General features: G+C 39.9%; 12 protein-coding genes and 1 pseudogene. 8 read left to right on the plus strand and 5 right to left on the minus strand.

Annotated elements, in window-relative coordinates; translation table 11 throughout:
- Positions 1-2: 2 nt before the first annotated feature.
- The 3 genes from BTR_RS02800 to BTR_RS02810 all read left to right on the plus strand — a co-directional run bounded on the left by BTR_RS02800 (position 3) and on the right by BTR_RS02810 (position 2,278).
- A complete protein-coding gene (locus BTR_RS02800; protein ID WP_012231115.1) occupies positions 3-917 on the plus strand; it encodes a hypothetical protein in 915 nt (304 codons plus the stop codon).
- Between the two features lie 454 nt (positions 918-1,371).
- Entirely contained in the window at positions 1,372-1,773 is a 402-nt protein-coding gene (locus tag BTR_RS02805) for a hypothetical protein (RefSeq protein WP_012231116.1), read from the plus strand.
- A gap of 1 nt (position 1,774) precedes the next feature.
- On the plus strand, positions 1,775-2,278 hold the full coding sequence (locus BTR_RS02810; RefSeq protein WP_038473341.1) for a DUF6622 family protein: 504 nt from the start codon (positions 1,775-1,777) through the stop codon (positions 2,276-2,278).
- A gap of 1,306 nt (positions 2,279-3,584) precedes the next feature.
- Here BTR_RS02810 and BTR_RS02815 read toward each other — a convergent pair.
- The 4 genes and pseudogenes from BTR_RS02815 to BTR_RS13380 all read right to left on the minus strand — a co-directional run.
- Positions 3,585-3,810: pseudogene (locus BTR_RS02815) on the minus strand (Arm DNA-binding domain-containing protein); the annotation flags it as partial.
- Between the two features lie 737 nt (positions 3,811-4,547).
- Entirely contained in the window at positions 4,548-5,768 is a 1,221-nt protein-coding gene (locus BTR_RS02820) for an MFS transporter (protein ID WP_012231118.1), read from the minus strand.
- Positions 5,769-5,778: 10 nt separating this feature from the next.
- Positions 5,779-6,060 carry a hypothetical protein gene (locus BTR_RS13375; protein ID WP_162467690.1) on the minus strand — a complete coding sequence of 94 codons (282 nt, stop codon included), beginning with the start codon at positions 6,058-6,060 and terminating at the stop codon, positions 5,779-5,781.
- 345 nt (positions 6,061-6,405) lie between these two features.
- Positions 6,406-7,185, minus strand: coding sequence for a radical SAM protein (locus BTR_RS13380; protein WP_012231119.1), 780 nt, complete (start codon positions 7,183-7,185; stop codon positions 6,406-6,408).
- 1,713 nt (positions 7,186-8,898) lie between these two features.
- Between BTR_RS13380 and BTR_RS02830 the strand changes: the two genes are divergently transcribed.
- The gene (locus BTR_RS02830) at positions 8,899-10,026 is read left to right on the plus strand and encodes an MFS transporter (RefSeq protein ID WP_012231120.1); all 1,128 of its coding nucleotides are present in this window, start codon (positions 8,899-8,901) and stop codon (positions 10,024-10,026) included.
- 632 nt (positions 10,027-10,658) lie between these two features.
- A complete protein-coding gene (locus BTR_RS02840) occupies positions 10,659-12,002 on the plus strand; it encodes an MATE family efflux transporter (protein ID WP_012231121.1) in 1,344 nt (447 codons plus the stop codon).
- Positions 12,003-12,249: 247 nt separating this feature from the next.
- On the opposite strand, the gene rhuM is transcribed toward BTR_RS02840, so the two are convergent.
- Positions 12,250-12,951: a RhuM family protein gene (rhuM, locus tag BTR_RS02845; RefSeq protein WP_012231122.1), complete on the minus strand. Its 702-nt coding sequence runs from the start codon at positions 12,949-12,951 to the stop codon at positions 12,250-12,252.
- Between the two features lie 460 nt (positions 12,952-13,411).
- Here rhuM and BTR_RS02850 point away from each other — a divergent pair, with 460 nt between their 5' ends.
- The 3 genes from BTR_RS02850 (at position 13,412) to zwf (ending at position 17,730) form a co-directional block, all read left to right on the plus strand.
- On the plus strand, positions 13,412-14,839 hold the full coding sequence (locus BTR_RS02850) for a glutamine synthetase family protein (protein WP_012231123.1): 1,428 nt from the start codon (positions 13,412-13,414) through the stop codon (positions 14,837-14,839).
- Between the two features lie 11 nt (positions 14,840-14,850).
- Entirely contained in the window at positions 14,851-16,134 is a 1,284-nt protein-coding gene (locus BTR_RS02855; protein WP_012231124.1) for an NAD(P)/FAD-dependent oxidoreductase, read from the plus strand.
- 120 nt (positions 16,135-16,254) lie between these two features.
- The gene (gene zwf / locus BTR_RS02860) at positions 16,255-17,730 is read left to right on the plus strand and encodes a glucose-6-phosphate dehydrogenase (RefSeq protein WP_012231125.1); all 1,476 of its coding nucleotides are present in this window, start codon (positions 16,255-16,257) and stop codon (positions 17,728-17,730) included.
- Positions 17,731-17,745: the final 15 nt, after the last annotated feature.

Below are 17,745 nucleotides of genomic sequence, written 5' to 3' on the forward strand. Positions count from 1 at the left end.
TAATGTTGGTTTTATTTATTACTTCGCTTTTCGCAGGCCTTATTTATGGCGCTGTCATTTATAATTTTTTTCGCTCTACATTTAGTTGGATAAATGTGCTGTTGAGCGGCATAGTTTTTGGGGTGATTGTTCTGTTAATATGGCGTTACTGGGAAACAGAACATAAACTTGATGCCTTACGTTTATTGCAAGTGCTTGGCGTTGTTTTTCTTCTATGTGTGTTTCATCATTTTCTGAAGTTCAAATTGGTTGTCGCCGGTGCTGTGGGATGGTTTGTTGCTAGCTGCATTGGTGGCGGGCTTCTTGCTTTTTGGGAGCAATCTGTAATAAAAACGCTTTATATGATGAATATTGTTGAAACCAAGAGTCGTGCAGAGCAGGGGCTGGCGCTTGTTTTTTTATTTTTAACATTTACGGTTTTTTTTGTTGTAGCAGAAGAAGTCATGCGTCGTTTGTTAGTTACTAAGTTTTATCGGTGCTCGCCTAGTTTGTTGTGGCGTTTGCCGCTGAATATTGGCATAGGCTGGGGTTTATGCGAATTAGTTTACAAGGCGCTAGGGCCTTTCCTTGTTTATAATGGCTGGCCTATTCGATCTAGCTTATTAGCCAGTGAATATGTAATTTTTTATTCCTGGACGCAAGCGAGTATTTTTTTGTGTGCTTTAATGAGCGTCATACTCATGCATATTTTAAACACATTCTTGGCGTATCGTAGTGTTGTTACGCGTTCTAAATTTTATGCGTGTGCGCCTTTTTTTGTCCACGCTATTGTTAACTGTTTCGGTGCAACAGTGCTGGTTACAGACAAGGTTTGGTTTAATGTTGGGGGCATCTTGTTTATTCTACTTTGTGTGATGTTGTTCGTATATTTTGAAAGCAAAAATCCTTTAATACAAAACATAAAATTGCGCGCTTAAGGTGTTGTAGAGTGATGAATAACTTTGCGTACTCTAAGTATGGCTAGAGAGCCTGATACGCGCTTTCTGTTCTGCAAAAAAATAGAGAAGGTTAGCACCGAGGTAACGCGTCCAGTACCAAGAGCGACGTCATTTCCGCACTAATTGGGGGGAGGGTGTGCCACTGGCCACGCGCATATGGGAGTTTGCAAATATGCTATCATGTAACTTTCTAGTGTCCTCCTTTCTATTATCCTCCATGAGATTGAAGATGGGAATCTTGAGGCGGCGATGACGCATTATTGCAAGGAGGATGCACCATGTTTAACATAATAGTCTCTTTATTCCGTGGAGTATTTACTCCTGGGTTATCAATGGAAACGTTTTAACTCTGGTCGAATGCTCTCGCATCTTGACTGTGATTTTATTGTCCATTATTGCTGCGAATATTAAAATTGTCCGACGGGGGGAGCTCATGATGATTACTAACATTCTGACAGTTATTGTCCTGTTTGTTAATTATTTCGCTGGATGGTCTACACTTTTACTGAACTACCCCATAGTTTTTTGCTATCTGTCACTTGCTCTGGTTTCATTGATGAGCTTGCTGGTAAAGAAACCCTTTACCATTTTTTATGCTAGTGCTGGTGTTTCTGAAGAAAAACGCAAACATATCCTATTTTATCTCATCAATAAATATATTACATGGATTTGGGTAATCATCTTTTTTGCCAATGGTCTTCTAGTGGCTTTTTTTTCATGCTCCCCCCAGCTTTGGTGTGTCACTATGGGTTTAATTTGTGCTGGTATTCTTTTTTCTCAATATCTTCCTAACATCATGCAATATTTTTATCGCATAAAACATCATGGAGCATAATATGTCATTGTTTAATATTCTAACTGGACCCCCTTTATGGGTCTGGATTTTACTTATTTTTCTCATTACGATGGGAATAATCGCATTGAAAGATAGGGAAATGAAGGTTTACCGCCTTTTTCTCTTGCCGTTAGTCTTTCTTTTTTTGGGCGCAAGCGATGTGATTAACAAGCTGGCGTTCCCGGGCTGGGGAGCAATCGCAATGTTGGGGGGACTGATGATCGGCGTTGGCGTTGGCTGGTTGCTCTGGCGTGCTACTGCGCGTTTAAAAATCAAAGAGGGAACGGATTTCATTATTCGGCCTGGTACGCCGTTGACGCTGATATTTATTCTTATCGCTTTTGTCATCAAATTCATATTGATTGTTTTTCTCAATATTGAACCTGATTTGAAATATGTATTTGATTTTAACCTTCTTTTTGGTCTTTTAAGTGGGCTCACTGATGGTGTGTTTTGGGGCGGCACATTAAATTTATATATAGCATTTCGAAAGAATCGAAATTAATCCTTATACCATTAGCTGTGGGTGCTTCCCATCAAAACTATCTCAATAGAAGCTTATTCCTAACAACAACGCTGCATACAAATGCAGCGTTACCTCATAGTTTCAGATTTTTTATCCCAGCGCATGAATACGTGACGGAAGTGATATATCTGACTATGCCCCCCTTGGGGGAAGAGCGAGCTAAAGGTTTAGAATGCTATGAGTTTGAGCTAGCTGGACTTTGAGCAGATGGTTTATCGCTGATAGTAAATCATTTTGTTTTACGATTCAAAAAGAGGAGAGTGATGGTCTCATTGGCGTAGGTGGGCAAGAAAACTCTTAGCTTGGCAATGCGTCAACAATTTGTAGAACTATGTTGTGAAACCCATACGCAAAACGGTTGCTATGATGGCATGATGTTTTTGTCAAACATTATGATATGGTAGGAACCGGTGTTTAAGGGGGCAACTGCGGTCACACTGTACGACCCAGTAGCATTACGTCTGAGTGTTTAGGAGCGGCAGGCTCCGTACAGAGGAATACGCGTACAATATGTGAAGCACGCTTGCGGGAATCAGTGTGCCATTATTGCGTTGTGCACGCAACCCTCTAGCGAGTACTTCATTAGTAAGGCTGTTTTTTGAAGCTGGTTATAATTATCTGTGTGTTTTTAAAGAGAACGTTAGCACCGATGTGTCGCGTGAGTACCATTTTCCTTTGTACAACTATTTTCATTTTTCTTGCTTTTTTCCTTAAAAAAACTGCGATTATCGGTTTTTGGGGGGGCACACGAACGATAACAGAGTAAAGACTTTTCTCTCGTGTTTTTCCTTTTTTTGTTCAAAAAAGCCAAAGCGTCTTAATGAGCAGAGATCTTGTCTAAAAAGGTATTTTTTAGATTTATTACTTTATTTTCAATGGAATAGAGAATTTCTGCTTTTGAGTGTGCAAGTGCACCTTATGATGAGACATAAGATGCGAACCCGTAAACTTGGGCGCGCAGTAGGCTTATAGTAACAACAAGCTTAGGCATATAGTTGGCAGACACCGTTATTATTGAGTTTTTTTTCTAGATTGTGTTTGGTTATGCCACATGTGAAGCAATTTTAAATTTACCCGTGGTGATACGTCGTCAAATTGGAGATTCAGGACTTCTATTTGTCAGAAATATGTCAATGCCAAAAGATAGACGTTTTTGGATGGACTTGTGCCAATTGATCAGCTTGCTGATAATATCTGTAAGTGCCATAATAGTGCACAAGAAGAAATAGAAAATCGCCGTCTTTAATTATGCGAAACAGTGTGCCAACTTAGAGGGGAAAAATTATTGCTCTTGCAATTCACGGGCTTGTTTTAAAGAGACATCTCTCAAAGAGCACCCAAACCCATTTCACAGCGCTGACCATGAAGGGTATAACGATAAAGCCCCCATGAAATAATATAGCAGCACCATCTTTACGCTTATGAACTAGCAAGCCAGCACCATCATTATATTTGCCAGCTCGTGGGTGTTGCGACAGCTCTTGGCACTTGAGAGCGTTCATAAGAGCCATTTTTAGTCCTTTCTTGTATAAATTTTACCCACACACCAGCCCCGCTTATGACGTGCAAGCAAGTGATGTTGATTGATTCAAGATAAGTAGATTTGAAATGAAGAAAATCTTACGATATTCGGGGTTCTAATTCAATATGAATAACGATAGATTATCATTATAAATAAATATGTTAACCTTGAAAAAGTAAGGCAAAAAAGCAAAATGTCAAAATGTGGCAATGCGAATTGATTGAGCTGACTTGCGTAAGCGAAAAGAAATAAAATAAGCACAAGAAACTTAAAAAAAATAAAGAAAACAGCTTATCCGACACTTTGCATGAAAGTAAATTGGCAGAGGACACAGAAATAAATAGGATAAAAGGAATTGCGACGTACAAAAGAAATATTCATAGACATATTTTATACTAAGCGTAATGGAAAAGTGCAAAGATGAGTATAATAGTGGACGACGAATTAACTGGAGTATAAGGGGGTATTGCTAGGGCGGCGTTTTTGGTTAAGAATTGCACTTCGTACGCTATAAGCTCTTTGCATCCTTCATATAGGTTGAGATCATCGCCCAATGCAGCGTAAGGGGGCTGTTTTGTCTTTAGCGCTTGTTTGGCTGCTTCTATAGTGCTCCTTAGCTCTATCAGCCATTATGGTGATAATTTCCTCGTTCAAAGAACAGATCAATCGATTGCGTAATAGGGTAAGTGTGCCTTTTTCGACCGTGTCTTTTTTAAAAACCAGCTGTTATCTCGTGGCAGGGGTGGGTGTGTCTATATGATCAGCCTGCCAAAGAAATGGAATCGTTATCGCGATAGCCACCAATAGTAGTCCAGCGATAAAGGTGGCAGCAAATTGCAACGATATAAAAGAACCAAGGACGCCGACCAAAAAGCTTCCGACCGGCATTCCAGCATAGCCTATCACCCGAAAAGCAGAATTAGCGCGCCCGAGAAGTTGCTTTGGTGTGAGGCGCTGCCTGAAGGCGGTAACTCCAATAAACCATAAGCTTGCTCCAACGCCAGCGATAAAGGTGACGCCCCATACGAAGACAGCACTTTTTGAAAAGGCTGGAATCAGCAGCAAGACAACCGTTCCTAAACCGTCAGTGAGAACAGCTAGGCGCACCGGTGCATAGCGTATACGTGGCGCAAAGAGGGCACCCGCCATTGTACCAAGCGCGTAGGCTGCAAACATCACGCCATATTGGCTGCTATGGAGGCCCAGATATCGACTGTCGGTAACGAAGAAGATGAATGAGGTTAGGAATGCTCCAAATACCACCGATAGAAAGAATGTGAGTAATGTAAGGGAGGTGAGATGCCGACTTGAAAAAATGAAACGAAAGCCGGCAATGATATAACGGAAAGTGATGTTTTCTTTATCAAGTGCTGGCGATGTCGGAACAGCACGGCGAGCGGTAAAAATCAATGTGATAAAAAGCACGATTAACAGGCCGAGAAATAGCAGTGTGCTATGCGCTAAAATGCTGCTTGTTATGACAGGGGCAAGAAAATAGGAGACCCCGAAATCTAAAAACAAGACAATTGAGTAGAAGGTCATCAATCGCTCTCCCTCCATGATAAGTGGTGGAATCGTCATTATATAAGCTTCGGCAGAAACGACGATGAATCCAGCAATGGTTGCATAGAAGAAAATTTGTTCAGCTGGAGCAATCTGTATCATAAGCAGGATGAACAGGACAATATGCAGTAGCATGAAGATGAGGAGAGCTGAGGTGGCAAGTTTTATTTTGTCGCAGCGATCAAGTAAAGTGCCTGCAAGGATGCCGAAAATTGGCCACGCTAATGAGAAGAGACCTTGCGCCCAACTTACTCCAACTACGCCATATCCAGATTGTCTTGCTAATAGCGGGATGGCTGTGCGCAAAGCACCGCTGAGTAAGGCGAGCAGACTAACGGTTAGGCAAAAATAGCGTATGTTCTTGTTGGCAAAAAGCGTGAACATTCTGTTCTCCTTAAGATGCCACACAGATTTCCGCTGGTCCATCAAGTACGGCGGTTGTATTCAGCATGTTTGCGACATAGTCGTCCAAGATATTCCTATCTGCCTGAGGGAGAAGAAAATACATAAGGTTGGAATACCATTGCCAACCATGCTGAGTCAGCTGGAGATCGTTATCACTTTCTGCGACGAGACCTGCACCTATGAGCTGCTGTAAGTTATTGTATACGAAAGAGGGGAGTGCGGTCCAGTCAATTCTTTCTTTTTTGGCATAGCCGTTATAAGGTAGCCGCATACACAAAGCCTTGGAGGCTTGTTGCTCCGCTGATACCTACTTTGGATTTGCCTTTAAATTGTATGTCGGTAATGTATTCGCTTCGACAGGGATTGGCTCGTGTGACGAGTGAGCCGAGAATCGACTGTGCTGATGCCCCAAAGCCAACCACATAATCATCATGATAACCATGCAAATATTTGTGATAGCGGAAATAATTAGCTGAACTCGTTTTAGCAAGCGTTAGAGGAGTATTATTGGAAATTTTGATATAGGAATGCCCATTACACGGCGCATAGCCACAGCTGCGCATAACGATGTCGCTAAATAATCGAAGCATCTGTCGATGCTGTAGGCTGGACGGTTTTAGTCCTTTTTGTGCGTAAGACTTATGCAGTTGCGAGGTGATAGCCAGATTGTTGATTGCATAGAGGTTGATGGTTTCAGGGTGAAGCTTGCTTGCTTCAAATCGTATAATAGTTCTTCGGCTTGCTGGCTGTGCGTGCCATATAGTAGGTCGAAACCGACATGTCCAATTATCTCTTGTGACCAGTCCACGGTATTTTTGATTTGTTCACGTGTTGAAGTGAGGTTAAACAATGATCGGAAACGCTCAATGAAACTCTGTACACCGAAGCTTATCCGGTTAACGCCGATCTCACGGGCAGCATAAAGTTTATCACGTGTGACGCTCTTCGGTTCGCTTTCCAGTGTAAACTCGGCTAAGGAAGAGAGCTCAAATTCGGCATACAATACTTTTCCGATGTGGCGGATATTGTCTGCAGACAAGAGCGACGGTGTGCCACCCCCTATATAGATGCTGCGGATGGGACCTTTAAGCGAGCGAATGAAGTTTCCTTTGTTTCTGATTTCTGTGGTAAGCGCTGACATATAAGATTCGATTTGCTTAATGTACTTGTAGGCCCCTTTCTGAAAGGGACAGAAGGAACAGATGGTTTCACAAAAGGGAATATGCAAATAAAGAGAAATGGTACGCGCTTGTGGAATCTGCTTACTTTGCGCTAGCTTATTAAAGTCTAGGTAATTGTAAAATTCATTTGAAATAGTGCGAAATAGCGGATATGTGAAGTTGTAAATCGGCTTGAGTTGATCGAATTTCACAAAAGGATGATCCACGAGTTGCATAGCTCACCTCCCCCCATTTCTTAACGCGCAATATATTATTGACGGGCGACTAGTGACCCAATCGCCCGAGTGCATTACCAAAGATTTTCACGGAACATAATGAATCCTCCTTTTGTAGAAGTTATATGTATTATACATATAACCTGTTATATGAACAGGCTCGCTTGTTTAAGAGGCAATGTACAGATAAAAAAATGTCTCTTTATAAAAGAACTTTCTCTTGCAGTCTTATGGTTTGATATTGTAATTGGTATCTTGTTTTACGTGGTCGGGCTATGAATGCCTAGAGCGAGAAAAAGCAGGGTATTTTAATGGACGTGCGGGGCATCATTGTTATGTTGCTGGGATTTGGAATTTGCGCCTGATTATGGAATATCATTAGCGCAAAAAGATGGTTTTAAAGGTAGAGATACATTTTTTAATATCCCTGTAAAACTTCGAGAAGAGATAGAATTATCTATTTGCTTATTAGGTTATTGTACTTTGTTGGAGCGCATCTAGTCATAAAGTGCTTTCTGGTTTATGGTGGTAAATCTTTAGTTGCGAGTGGATAGCTTGGTAGGAGGTTATTCCAAAGTGTGGTCGTTTTAGGGGCGCTGCGATAGTTGCTGTCGAATAAAGGAGATATTCTGCAGTTGTATAAAACCTAGTGCGGTGCAAAATGTTCGTGCTTATTTGTAAAACTATTCTATTTCTTGTTTTTTCTTTAAGAAATCAGCATTTCTTAGATTTTTGCGTATGAGTGATAATAGAGCAAAGACTATCCTCTCGTGAGTTCCCTTTTTTATTCAAAATGGACAAACTGTCTCAATGAGCAGAGGCTTTATCTAAAAAGATCTCTGCGTGATTTGTTATTTATTTTTTCAATGGGATAGAAAATTACCACTTTTGAGTTGGCAAATAGATTTTATAGTGGTCATGAATTTATGGGAGATGTCACCAATATAATGTTTACTTGTTCAACTATAACTCTAGAAGAATAGTCGCATCGTGACCACGCTTGGCTTCGAATGAATAATACTCTCTACAGAATCTTTGAAATGCCTCAGCGGCAATTGGCTAAGAAAAGTGTTAGCGAATGCCAAGATGACATTGCTTTATCGCAAAAAGTTTGATCTTGTCTGCGTAGGCAATTTCTGAAAGCAGCGTTTTCAGGTAATTTGAGATGGGTTTTAAGTGTGGTGCACAGCCGGTGAAAAATTGGCGTGAATATAAGCCTACTTTGCCCGAAGGGGCGCTTGAGTTTCTAATTGCTGTAGTGATTGCAACATGATTGGTGCATGAAATACTTAACATGAGCGTGGGGAGGAGAGCAAAACTTTTTATATCAAAATAATAAATTGATAAAAGGTAGCTACAAAGTAGCTATAATGTGTACTTCATTCTAAATTTAATTGTTTTCATTTAATATTAGGAGGTAAAGTTATGAAAACTAAAAGTATGTATAAACCACTGAAAAAAATTCAAATTAAGTGGATTGATGTTACTGTTCTCAAATCCCGATCAAGTGAGCAGAAAATGGCTTCTCGAGGCACTTTTACGAATTGAGGTTTTAAAATATATAAAGCTGGCGGCAAACAAGCTGCTAGCTTTATAGTTTTTGGATATATTAATGACGATAGATTATGAAGTTAAAAAGTTGCTCTATGGCTGTGGAGCAATGAGTGGGGTGCGGTTGATTACTGGTTCCTTCCATGCTTTTTTTTCTTGTCTATGGGCGTTAGTATAGCACAGTTAGCCTTATTGCAAATTGTGTTTAGTGTGGCTATTTGTATTTTTGAAGTGCCTTGTGGGATTTTAGGGGATAAAATCGGCGTTAAACAAAATGTGATCTTATCATGTTTCTTTTTTTCGCTTTTCTTCTTTTTATGTATTTACGCGCCTAATCTTTCTATTTTAATTCCGGCAGAAGTTATTTATGCTTTAGGCTTTGCTCTATGTTCTGGCGCTGATAGCACATGGATTAAAGGCTTAATCGACGGCGGTGGTTACAAGGGTAGTTTGATCTATCACCAAGTAAACGCTTATAAGCGGGAACTGACAGCATTCATGAATACGGTTGCTGGTGCGCTAGGTGTTCTTATTGTTTTGTGTATGGATAATTATCAGTCGGCATATTATTTTTGTTCTTTCGGGTTTCTCGTGCTTGTATTCTTTTTTAGTCGGGTGAGGGGGATAGGTATTGCATCCGTTTCGGGTAGTCAGTTAATAGGTTCGAGTTCTTTGTTGCATGCAACAGAAGCTTTTACTTATTTAGTTACCTCAAAAATCGGGTTATATTACATATTGATATGTGGTTTTATTGTTGCAGCATTGCAGCCAATATTTCATTTTTGGCAACCTTTTATTTTGGGACAAACAGGAGTATTAGACAACGCAACGGGAAAGACTAAAGTTCTTATTCTTGGCCTGTGCTTTGTGTCTTATACTCTCGTAAAATACTTATTTAATCGCTTTGTAATTAAATATCTTATGCACAAATACGCTCCTATGGCGATAACTTTGTGCTCACTCGTCCTGAGTGCTGTTGTTATGTTTGCTCTGCTTCTCGTTGCAAACAGTTGGGCACCTATTATTTTATTCACCGTATTTCACAGTTTTTTTTCTGTCCCTATGACGCAGTTTGAAGCAGAATTTTTTAAACATATTCAACAAAAGAATGCAAATACGGTTTTATCCATTGTTAGTTTTCTTGCACGTATTTTTGGTATTTTAGCGCTTGTGCTGATTGGTTGGTTGGCGAAGAGTGTTTGTATAGAAGCGGCTTTTTGTTTCGCCTTGCTTTGTATATGTTTCGTTATCCCGCTTAATTTGGCTTGGCTTTATACGGATAAAAAGTGAATAAAAGATGAGAGGGGTTGAGGGTGAAGATACAGTTGAATAGGGCCTTGCCTATGACTTACATATAGACACAGGAAAAAATAGTATGTGAGTCATCTTATATGGATTTAGTCGAAATTAATAGCTGTCCATCGTTTTTAGGAGAGATGCTTACCGATTTGAATGCGTCAAATGATTGCGCTGCCATTAGCCAGAAATATCGCGAACGAGCATAACAAAGTACCTGCGTTTTCTGACAACTCGGTCGGCTTTGTTTTTTTACATATGTAAGCAGCGGGTAAGAGAAGGTTAGCACTAGTGTATGACTTGCAGTACCAAAAGTTTTATTAAAAATACTAAAAATGGATGTGCAAGACGAACAAATACTTGCTGAGGATCTTTTATCAACGACTGTAGCTGCTTGGGGGCATAATATTGTATAAAAAAACGTATGGCATGAAGTCCAAAAAAACAATTAAAGGCGCATTGCGCTTCTCTTTTAAGAATTGTGCATCTCCTCTTAGTTTAATGAGTGCTCATTATGCATCCTTTACGCAAGACTTGCGATGGAAAGACCTTACGAAAAAAATCAATGTGTTTTGTTTAAAAGATCCAGGTTTAATAAGCCCTGCAATAGGGAAGGGTATTTCACAATGTTTGTTGTGATGAAGCAATTGCTCTCTCTTGGCATGCCATTGGCTGTTGGGTTTATCTCGCAGATGATGATTTCCTTCACAGATGCAGCGCTTGTGGCGCATTTAGGTGTTCAAGCCTTAAGTGGTACAATGTTAGCTCTGAGTCTGTTTAGTTTTGTGATGTTGTTGGGGCTAGGGATTATTACTGCGGTTGCACCAAAACTTGCGGAAAGTTTTCGCAGACAAGATAGATATGCATTGAAGGCGTGGTTTGATCAAGGAATATGGCTTTCCCTTTTGATTGGAATGATGAGTGCAATCATTTTACTCAATACGAGGAATATTTTGTGTCTTCTCGAACAAGATGAGACAATTGCTAAGATAGCGCAGGAATATAATAGCGGTGCTGCTATAGGGGTGGTGTTTTTTTATCTTTATGTAAATAGCCGTGGATTACTTTCAGCAATTGGTCATCCCAAGCCCTTAACTTTTGTTATGCTTGCAGCTATCCCTATGAATTTTCTTATTTCTTGGCTGCTTATTTTTGGTATAGGTCCTGCAAGCGGATTAGGTGTCTTTGGTGCTGGAATTGCGAGTAGTTTGATCCGTATTTTGATTGTTATGGCAGTGGCAATCATTCTGTCCCACAATTCTGCTTTTCATTCCTTTCACTTTCATTATTTGCGACCAAAGTTTGAGATTTCACGAATCATAAAATTGCTGCTCGTAGGATTTCCCATTGGTATCCGTATTCTTATTTCGGAAGGTTTTCCTTCTGTCATTGCATTCATGATTACGCCTTCAGGGGTCCAAGCTTTATCAGCCCATACGATTGGAATGCGTCTTGATATGCTTATTTCTGTGGTGGCTTTGGGTATTTCTAGCGCAGCCGCGACAATAGCAGCGTGGTATAGGGCAGATGGGAATCATATGGCTTTAAAACAGTTGCGAATGAGTGTCACAGTTTTCGATGTAGTTTATGTCTTGTTTTTATCAGGAGTTGTTTATCTCTCTTATGAATTTATCCTTACAACCATCTTTGATATTGCTGATGTCCGCGTTGTTGTTTTCTCTTGGGAGTTGTTACCATTCATCTTATTGTCTTTTGCTTTTGGCACTTTAGGAGCTATGCTCAATGGCATACTTGTGGGCTTGCTTGATACGTTTTGGCCAACAATTGTTGTCACAATAAGCTATTGGGGGGTAGGCTTATTTGGGGGAGCGCTCATGGCGTATGTTTTTGAATATGGTTTTATTGGCTACTGGCTTGGCATGGTTGGTGCCAGTTTAATCGTTTCTCTCTTTAATTATATGCGCGTGGGGTATTTAATAAAACGCAATCCTATGTTTGGGGCGGGATGAGATTGAGGCGGGAATGAGTTGTTGGTGGCTATGAATGCAGGATTTTTGGCTTGTGCTGGGAGTGTTTTTGCGTGCATAGACACATTTTGCGGAAAGTGCTGCGATTCAACATTTTAGAAGCGTTGGTCAGTATACACTGCGCTTAAGACAGCTTTATTCAAGCTTATTACGAGTTTAGTCATCACTTTTTTTACGCTTAGGTTTTTCCAGGGCTTTAATTTCTTTATCAAAATCAGATTCAAATAACTTATCCTGAACGATGCGGTATTTTTCGCTCTGCGCGGCTCTCTACTAAATCAAGATAAGCATTAACAATTAAGCCAAGCTGCTTAAGTTCATCTTGTGTTCGGTCGTTTTTAGCAATTGTAACATCGGTTTTTACAATTTTACCATGTGGAGAATTCTCACACGTTGCTAAGCCCATATGTTCTTTTTTGCTGTCTGCTCGCTTAAACATCAGTTGCGCTGCTGTGTGTCCGTGCACAGCAAAATGCAATTTATTCTGAACTTTTGCGAAAAACTCGCGTGTCGTTGGTGCATCTTTGTTATAATCTATACTGGTTGTATAAATATCTGTAATTTTTTGATAAAAACGCCGTTCACTAAGGCGAATTTCTCTTATTTCAGCGAGTAAATGTTCGAAATAATTTTCATTAAGGGTTTGGCCGTTTTCAAGGCGCTTTTTGTCTAAGACATAGCCTCTAATTGCAAAATCACGTAATATTTGCGTCGCCCATTGTCGAAATTGTGTTGCGTGTTTTGAGTTAACCCGATATCCAACAGCAATAATGGCATCGAGGTTATAAAATTGAGTATTATAGCTTTTACCGTCAGAGGCAGTTATCCGGAAAATCCGGATAACTGAATTTTCATCTAATTCTTGAGATTCAAATATATTTTTTAAATATTCACTGATTGTACGTACATCTACGCTGAATAACCCTGCCATAAGCTTTTGACTAAGCCAGATTGTCTCATTTTCATAGCGAACTTTGATGCTGTTTTCACCAGCTTGTTGAGTGAAAATCAGAAATTCTGCAGTGCTATTGCGGCTGATTATTTTTTTAGGGGGGCATCTGATACCTTCTTAAAACGCGTCTTTTGCTGCTGAATGTTACGAATTTTCTGTTGGCTGTCAAACGATATTGGCAAAAGGCTAAGGACAATGATTCACGTTCGTTTGCACTGTTTATATAAGAAGAAGATTAGCACGCGATATATTGCGTGCAGGATCATTCCCCCATCATGTTTGATATAATCAGCAGCTTATAATGGTGATAAGAACGATTTTGCTTTGATAGACGTTATATATTCTATAAAAATTAAGTTGATTAAAATTTTTTTATGACTTTCATGCATGGGATGGTACCATAATAGCGGGGCTTGATTGTGTTTTAAGTTGGTGTGTTATGGCTGTGAAAAATGGTAAACAAATAAAAAGTAAGGATTCTAAGCCTGTTTCTGGTTTTCTTAAAAATTTGCGTGGTGTAAGCAACTGGCAGCAAGTTTTACAATGGCTTTCTTTTCGTAATGTAGAAGATATTGAGTGTATTACACCTGATCAAGCAGGTGTACCACGTGGCAAGATGATGCTTTCTAAAAAATTTACTTCAGAAACATCATTAGCGCTACCTTCAGCGGTTTTTATGGCAACAATTTCAGGAGATTATCCTGAAGATGGCCATGGTTTTGAATATCCCAAAACCGATGGCGATCTGCGTCTTGAGCCTGATTTGTCTACGTTAAGTATTGTACCATGGGAAGATGCTCCTACAGCGCAGGTGATTTGTGATCTTGTCTATCAAAATGGACAGGTTGTCGATTATACACCGCGAAATGTTTTGCGAAAAGTAGTCAATTTTTATACGCAAATGGGTCTAAAACCAGTTGTTTCACCAGAAATTGAGTTTTATTTAGTAGAGAAAAATCCTGATCCGGATTATCCTTTAGTTCCTCCTGTTGGTCGTTCTGGACGTTCAATTGGTGGAGGACAGGGCTATTCGATCGCCGGTGTGAATGAGTTTGATGAATTCATTGATGATATTTATCATTTTTCGGAAGCGCAAGGATTGGAGATTGATACGCTTATTCACGAGGAAGGGGCAGGTCAGTTTGAAATCAATTTACGCCATGGCGATCCGATTGAATTGGCGGATCAAGTTTTTATGTTCAAACGCACAATTCGTGAAGCAGCTCTTAAACATAATATGTATGCAACTTTTATGGCTAAGCCCATTCAAGGGCAGCCGGGCTCTGCGATGCATATTCACCAATCAGTCGTTAATAAGAAGACAGGGATGAATATTTTCACGCAGGAAGACGGTGGAGAAAGTATTTGTTTTCGCCATTTTATTGGTGGATTACAAAGACATATGGCGGGAGGACTTGTCATGCTTGCACCTTATGTAAATTCTTACCGACGTCTTATGCCGGATGTTTCAGCACCTGTTAATTTGCGATGGGGATATGATAATCGTACCACAGCATTTCGTGTTCCTCGTTCTGCTCCTCAAGCGCGACGTGTCGAGAATAGACTTCCTTCATCAGATGCGAATCCTTATTTAGCCCTTGCAGCTTCTTTAGCCTGTGGTCTCATTGGTTTACAACAAAAAATTGAACCGGATGAGCCAACAACAAATAATGTAAATGCTGATAATATTGAGTTACCCCGTGGTCTTATTGAAGCGGTTAATTTATTTGAACAAGATACAGAAATACGTGCTATTCTAGGAGATGTGTTTGTTAGTACTTATGCTGCAATCAAACGACAAGAGTTTGAAACTTTTATGGAAGTGATTAGCCCGTGGGAGCGCGAATATCTCTTGCTTAATGTTTGAGGTTTATCACGATGATTGGCTCTAATCCAATTTCTCCAGGAATTTCTTGGTATGAAGATACTTTAAAAGAGCGCTCCTCTTATCCTTCTTTTTGTGAAGATAGACAGTGTGATGTGGTTATTATTGGAGGTGGGTTTACAGGCCTTTCAGCTGCTTATCATTTAGCGAATGCTGGAGTAGACGTTGTTTTGTTTGAAGCATCACGTTTTGGTGATGGTGCTTCGGGACGCAATGGTGGTCAACTGGGAACGGGACAACGGCAATGGGTCGAAACATTAGAAAAAAAATATGGTTTTGAGCGTAGTAAAGTGCTGTTTGATTTAGCAGAAGAAGCTAAAAGAGATATTTTATCTTTATGCGCGATGCCTGATTTTCAATGCGATTTTATGGCAGGGCAGCTTTCTGTAACCCATAAAAGGCGTGAGCTTTTCTCTTATCAACAGCATATTGAGGCAATGCAGCGTTATGGCTATCATGCGCTTACTTTTATGGATAGGGCTGAAACATCTGAGCGACTTGGATCGTCTTTTTATTGTGGTGGTATTTATGATGCGGATACCGGTCATATAAATCCCTTAAAATTGATTGTTGGATTGGCAAAAAGAGCCAAAGATGCTGGTGCTAAACTTTATGAAAAGACACAAGTAACAACCATGAAGAGCAGGGGAGCTCATTGGAAAGTGATAACAGAAAAAGGGAGTATAACAGCAGAGCATGTTTTACTCGCAACGAATGGGTATAAACTTGGGCTTCAGCGTTTTGTTCAGAAAAATATTGTTTCTATTCGCTCTTATATTGGAGCAACGGAACCATTACCAAAGAACAGCTCAATTCTCATGGGGGGTGAATCGGTTGATGATTCCCGTTTTATGGTTCGCTATTTTCGCAAAAGCATTGATAATCGTCTCTTATTTGGTGGTGTAGAAAGTTATAATAATAAGAATCCTGTAAATTTAGATGCACGAATAAAACGGCAAATTGCTGAAATTTATCCCCAATTATCCTCTATCAATCTCAGCCATCGTTGGGGGGCAACGGTTGCCATTACGGTTGAACGTATGCCTTATATTCGCCAACTTTTCTCAAGGATGACTTATTGTGGCGGTTATTCAGGGCATGGCGTTATGCTTGCTCCTTTTATGGGAAAATTGTACGCAGAATGGTTGACTGGGAATCATGAACGTTTTGTCCCTTTTCAGGACTTAAAGATTTCATCTTTTCCGGGAGGAAGCGTTTTGCGTTATCCGCTTATATTTTTAGCAATGCGTTGGTTTTCTTTAATGGATCGCCTTTAATAGAAACATTGATTGAAATGGAGAAAATTAATGGCTTATTTAGGTTCTGTCTGTTTTAATGATGGAAGCTTTTATAAGTAATATGGGATTTCATAATCGAATAGAAAAATAAATAAGTTCATGGTAAGTAAAATTATTCCAGTTTCTCCCTTTGATTGTATTGTTTTTGGTGGCAATGGTAATCTGGCCTCACGCAAACTTATGCCTGCTCTCTATCATTGTCAGTGTGTTGGGCAATTGAGTGAGCCAACGCGTATTATTGGGATTGCGCGTTCTGCATGGAACAACGAAGAGTATCAAAATTTTGTTTGTGCTTCTTTAGAAAAACATGTTCATCCAAAAGATCTTAACCAAATTGAACTTCATCGTTTTCTTGCACGTTTAACTTATGTTTCTGTTGATATTACTTCACATCAAGGATGGCAAGATCTTGCATTGCTGCTGTCCCAAGATTCAGCGGATATTCGCGCTTTTTATTTGGCTGTTGGTTCGTCGCTTTTTGCTGATATTGCGATGAAGTTGGGGAAACGCAATTTGGTGACACCACAAACACGAATTATCATTGAAAAACCAATTGGTTGTAATGCAAAAACAGCTGTTTTGCTTAATGATGCATTTGCAAGTGTTTTTAATGAAGAACAGATCTTCCGCATTGATCATTATCTTGGCAAGGAAACTGTTCAAAATTTAATGGCATTGCGATTTGCGAATACATTTTATGAACCGCTATGGAATTCCAACTATATTGATCATGTTCAGATAACCGTTGCTGAATCTTTAGGATTGGAGGGGCGTACAGAATATTATGAGAGTACTGGTGCTCTACGCGATATGGTTCAAAACCATATGCTGCAGCTGCTTTGTTTGGTTGCGATGGAAATACCATTTATCCACAGTGCCAATGCTGTGCGTGATGAAAAACTTAAAGTTTTGCATTCTTTAACACCTCTTGATGTGCATAATGTAGAGCAGAACACTGTGCGTGGGCGGTATATGGCTGGTCTATCAAATGGTGTTTCTGTAGGTTCTTATCTTGATGATCTTGGAAAAGAGGAGAGTAGGAGCGAAACATTTGCAGCATTGAAGGTTAAGATTAATAATTGGCGTTGGGCAAATACGCCTTTTTATTTACGAACGGGTAAGCGCATGTTCACGCGAATGTCTGAAATTGTTGTTGTATTTAAACCTATTCCTCATAATATTTTTAATGTAGATTCGGATGAGATTTTTTCTAATCGACTTGTTATTCGTCTCCAGCCTGATGAAGGCGTCAAACAATGGTTGATGATTAAGGATCCAGGTCCTGGCGGTATGCGATTTCGTCATATTCCTTTGGATATGAGTTTTGCCTCTGCATTTTCTCAGCGTAATCCTGATGCTTATGAACGCTTATTGATGGATGTTATTCGCGGAGATCAAACACTCTTTATGCGTCGTGACGAAGTTGAAGCAGCTTGGCGTTGGATTGATCCTATTCTTGAGGGGTGGCAAGCAATAAAGCAGCCTATTTATGAATATAGCGCGGGATCATGGGGGCCATCTGCTTCCACAGTTTTGATGGAACGTGATAGGCGTACATGGAATAATTTAGTTTAGAATAATAAGCAATAA

The sequence above is a fragment of the Bartonella tribocorum CIP 105476 genome (assembly GCF_000196435.1).
In the GTDB taxonomy this organism is placed as follows: Bacteria; Pseudomonadota; Alphaproteobacteria; order Rhizobiales; family Rhizobiaceae; genus Bartonella; species Bartonella tribocorum.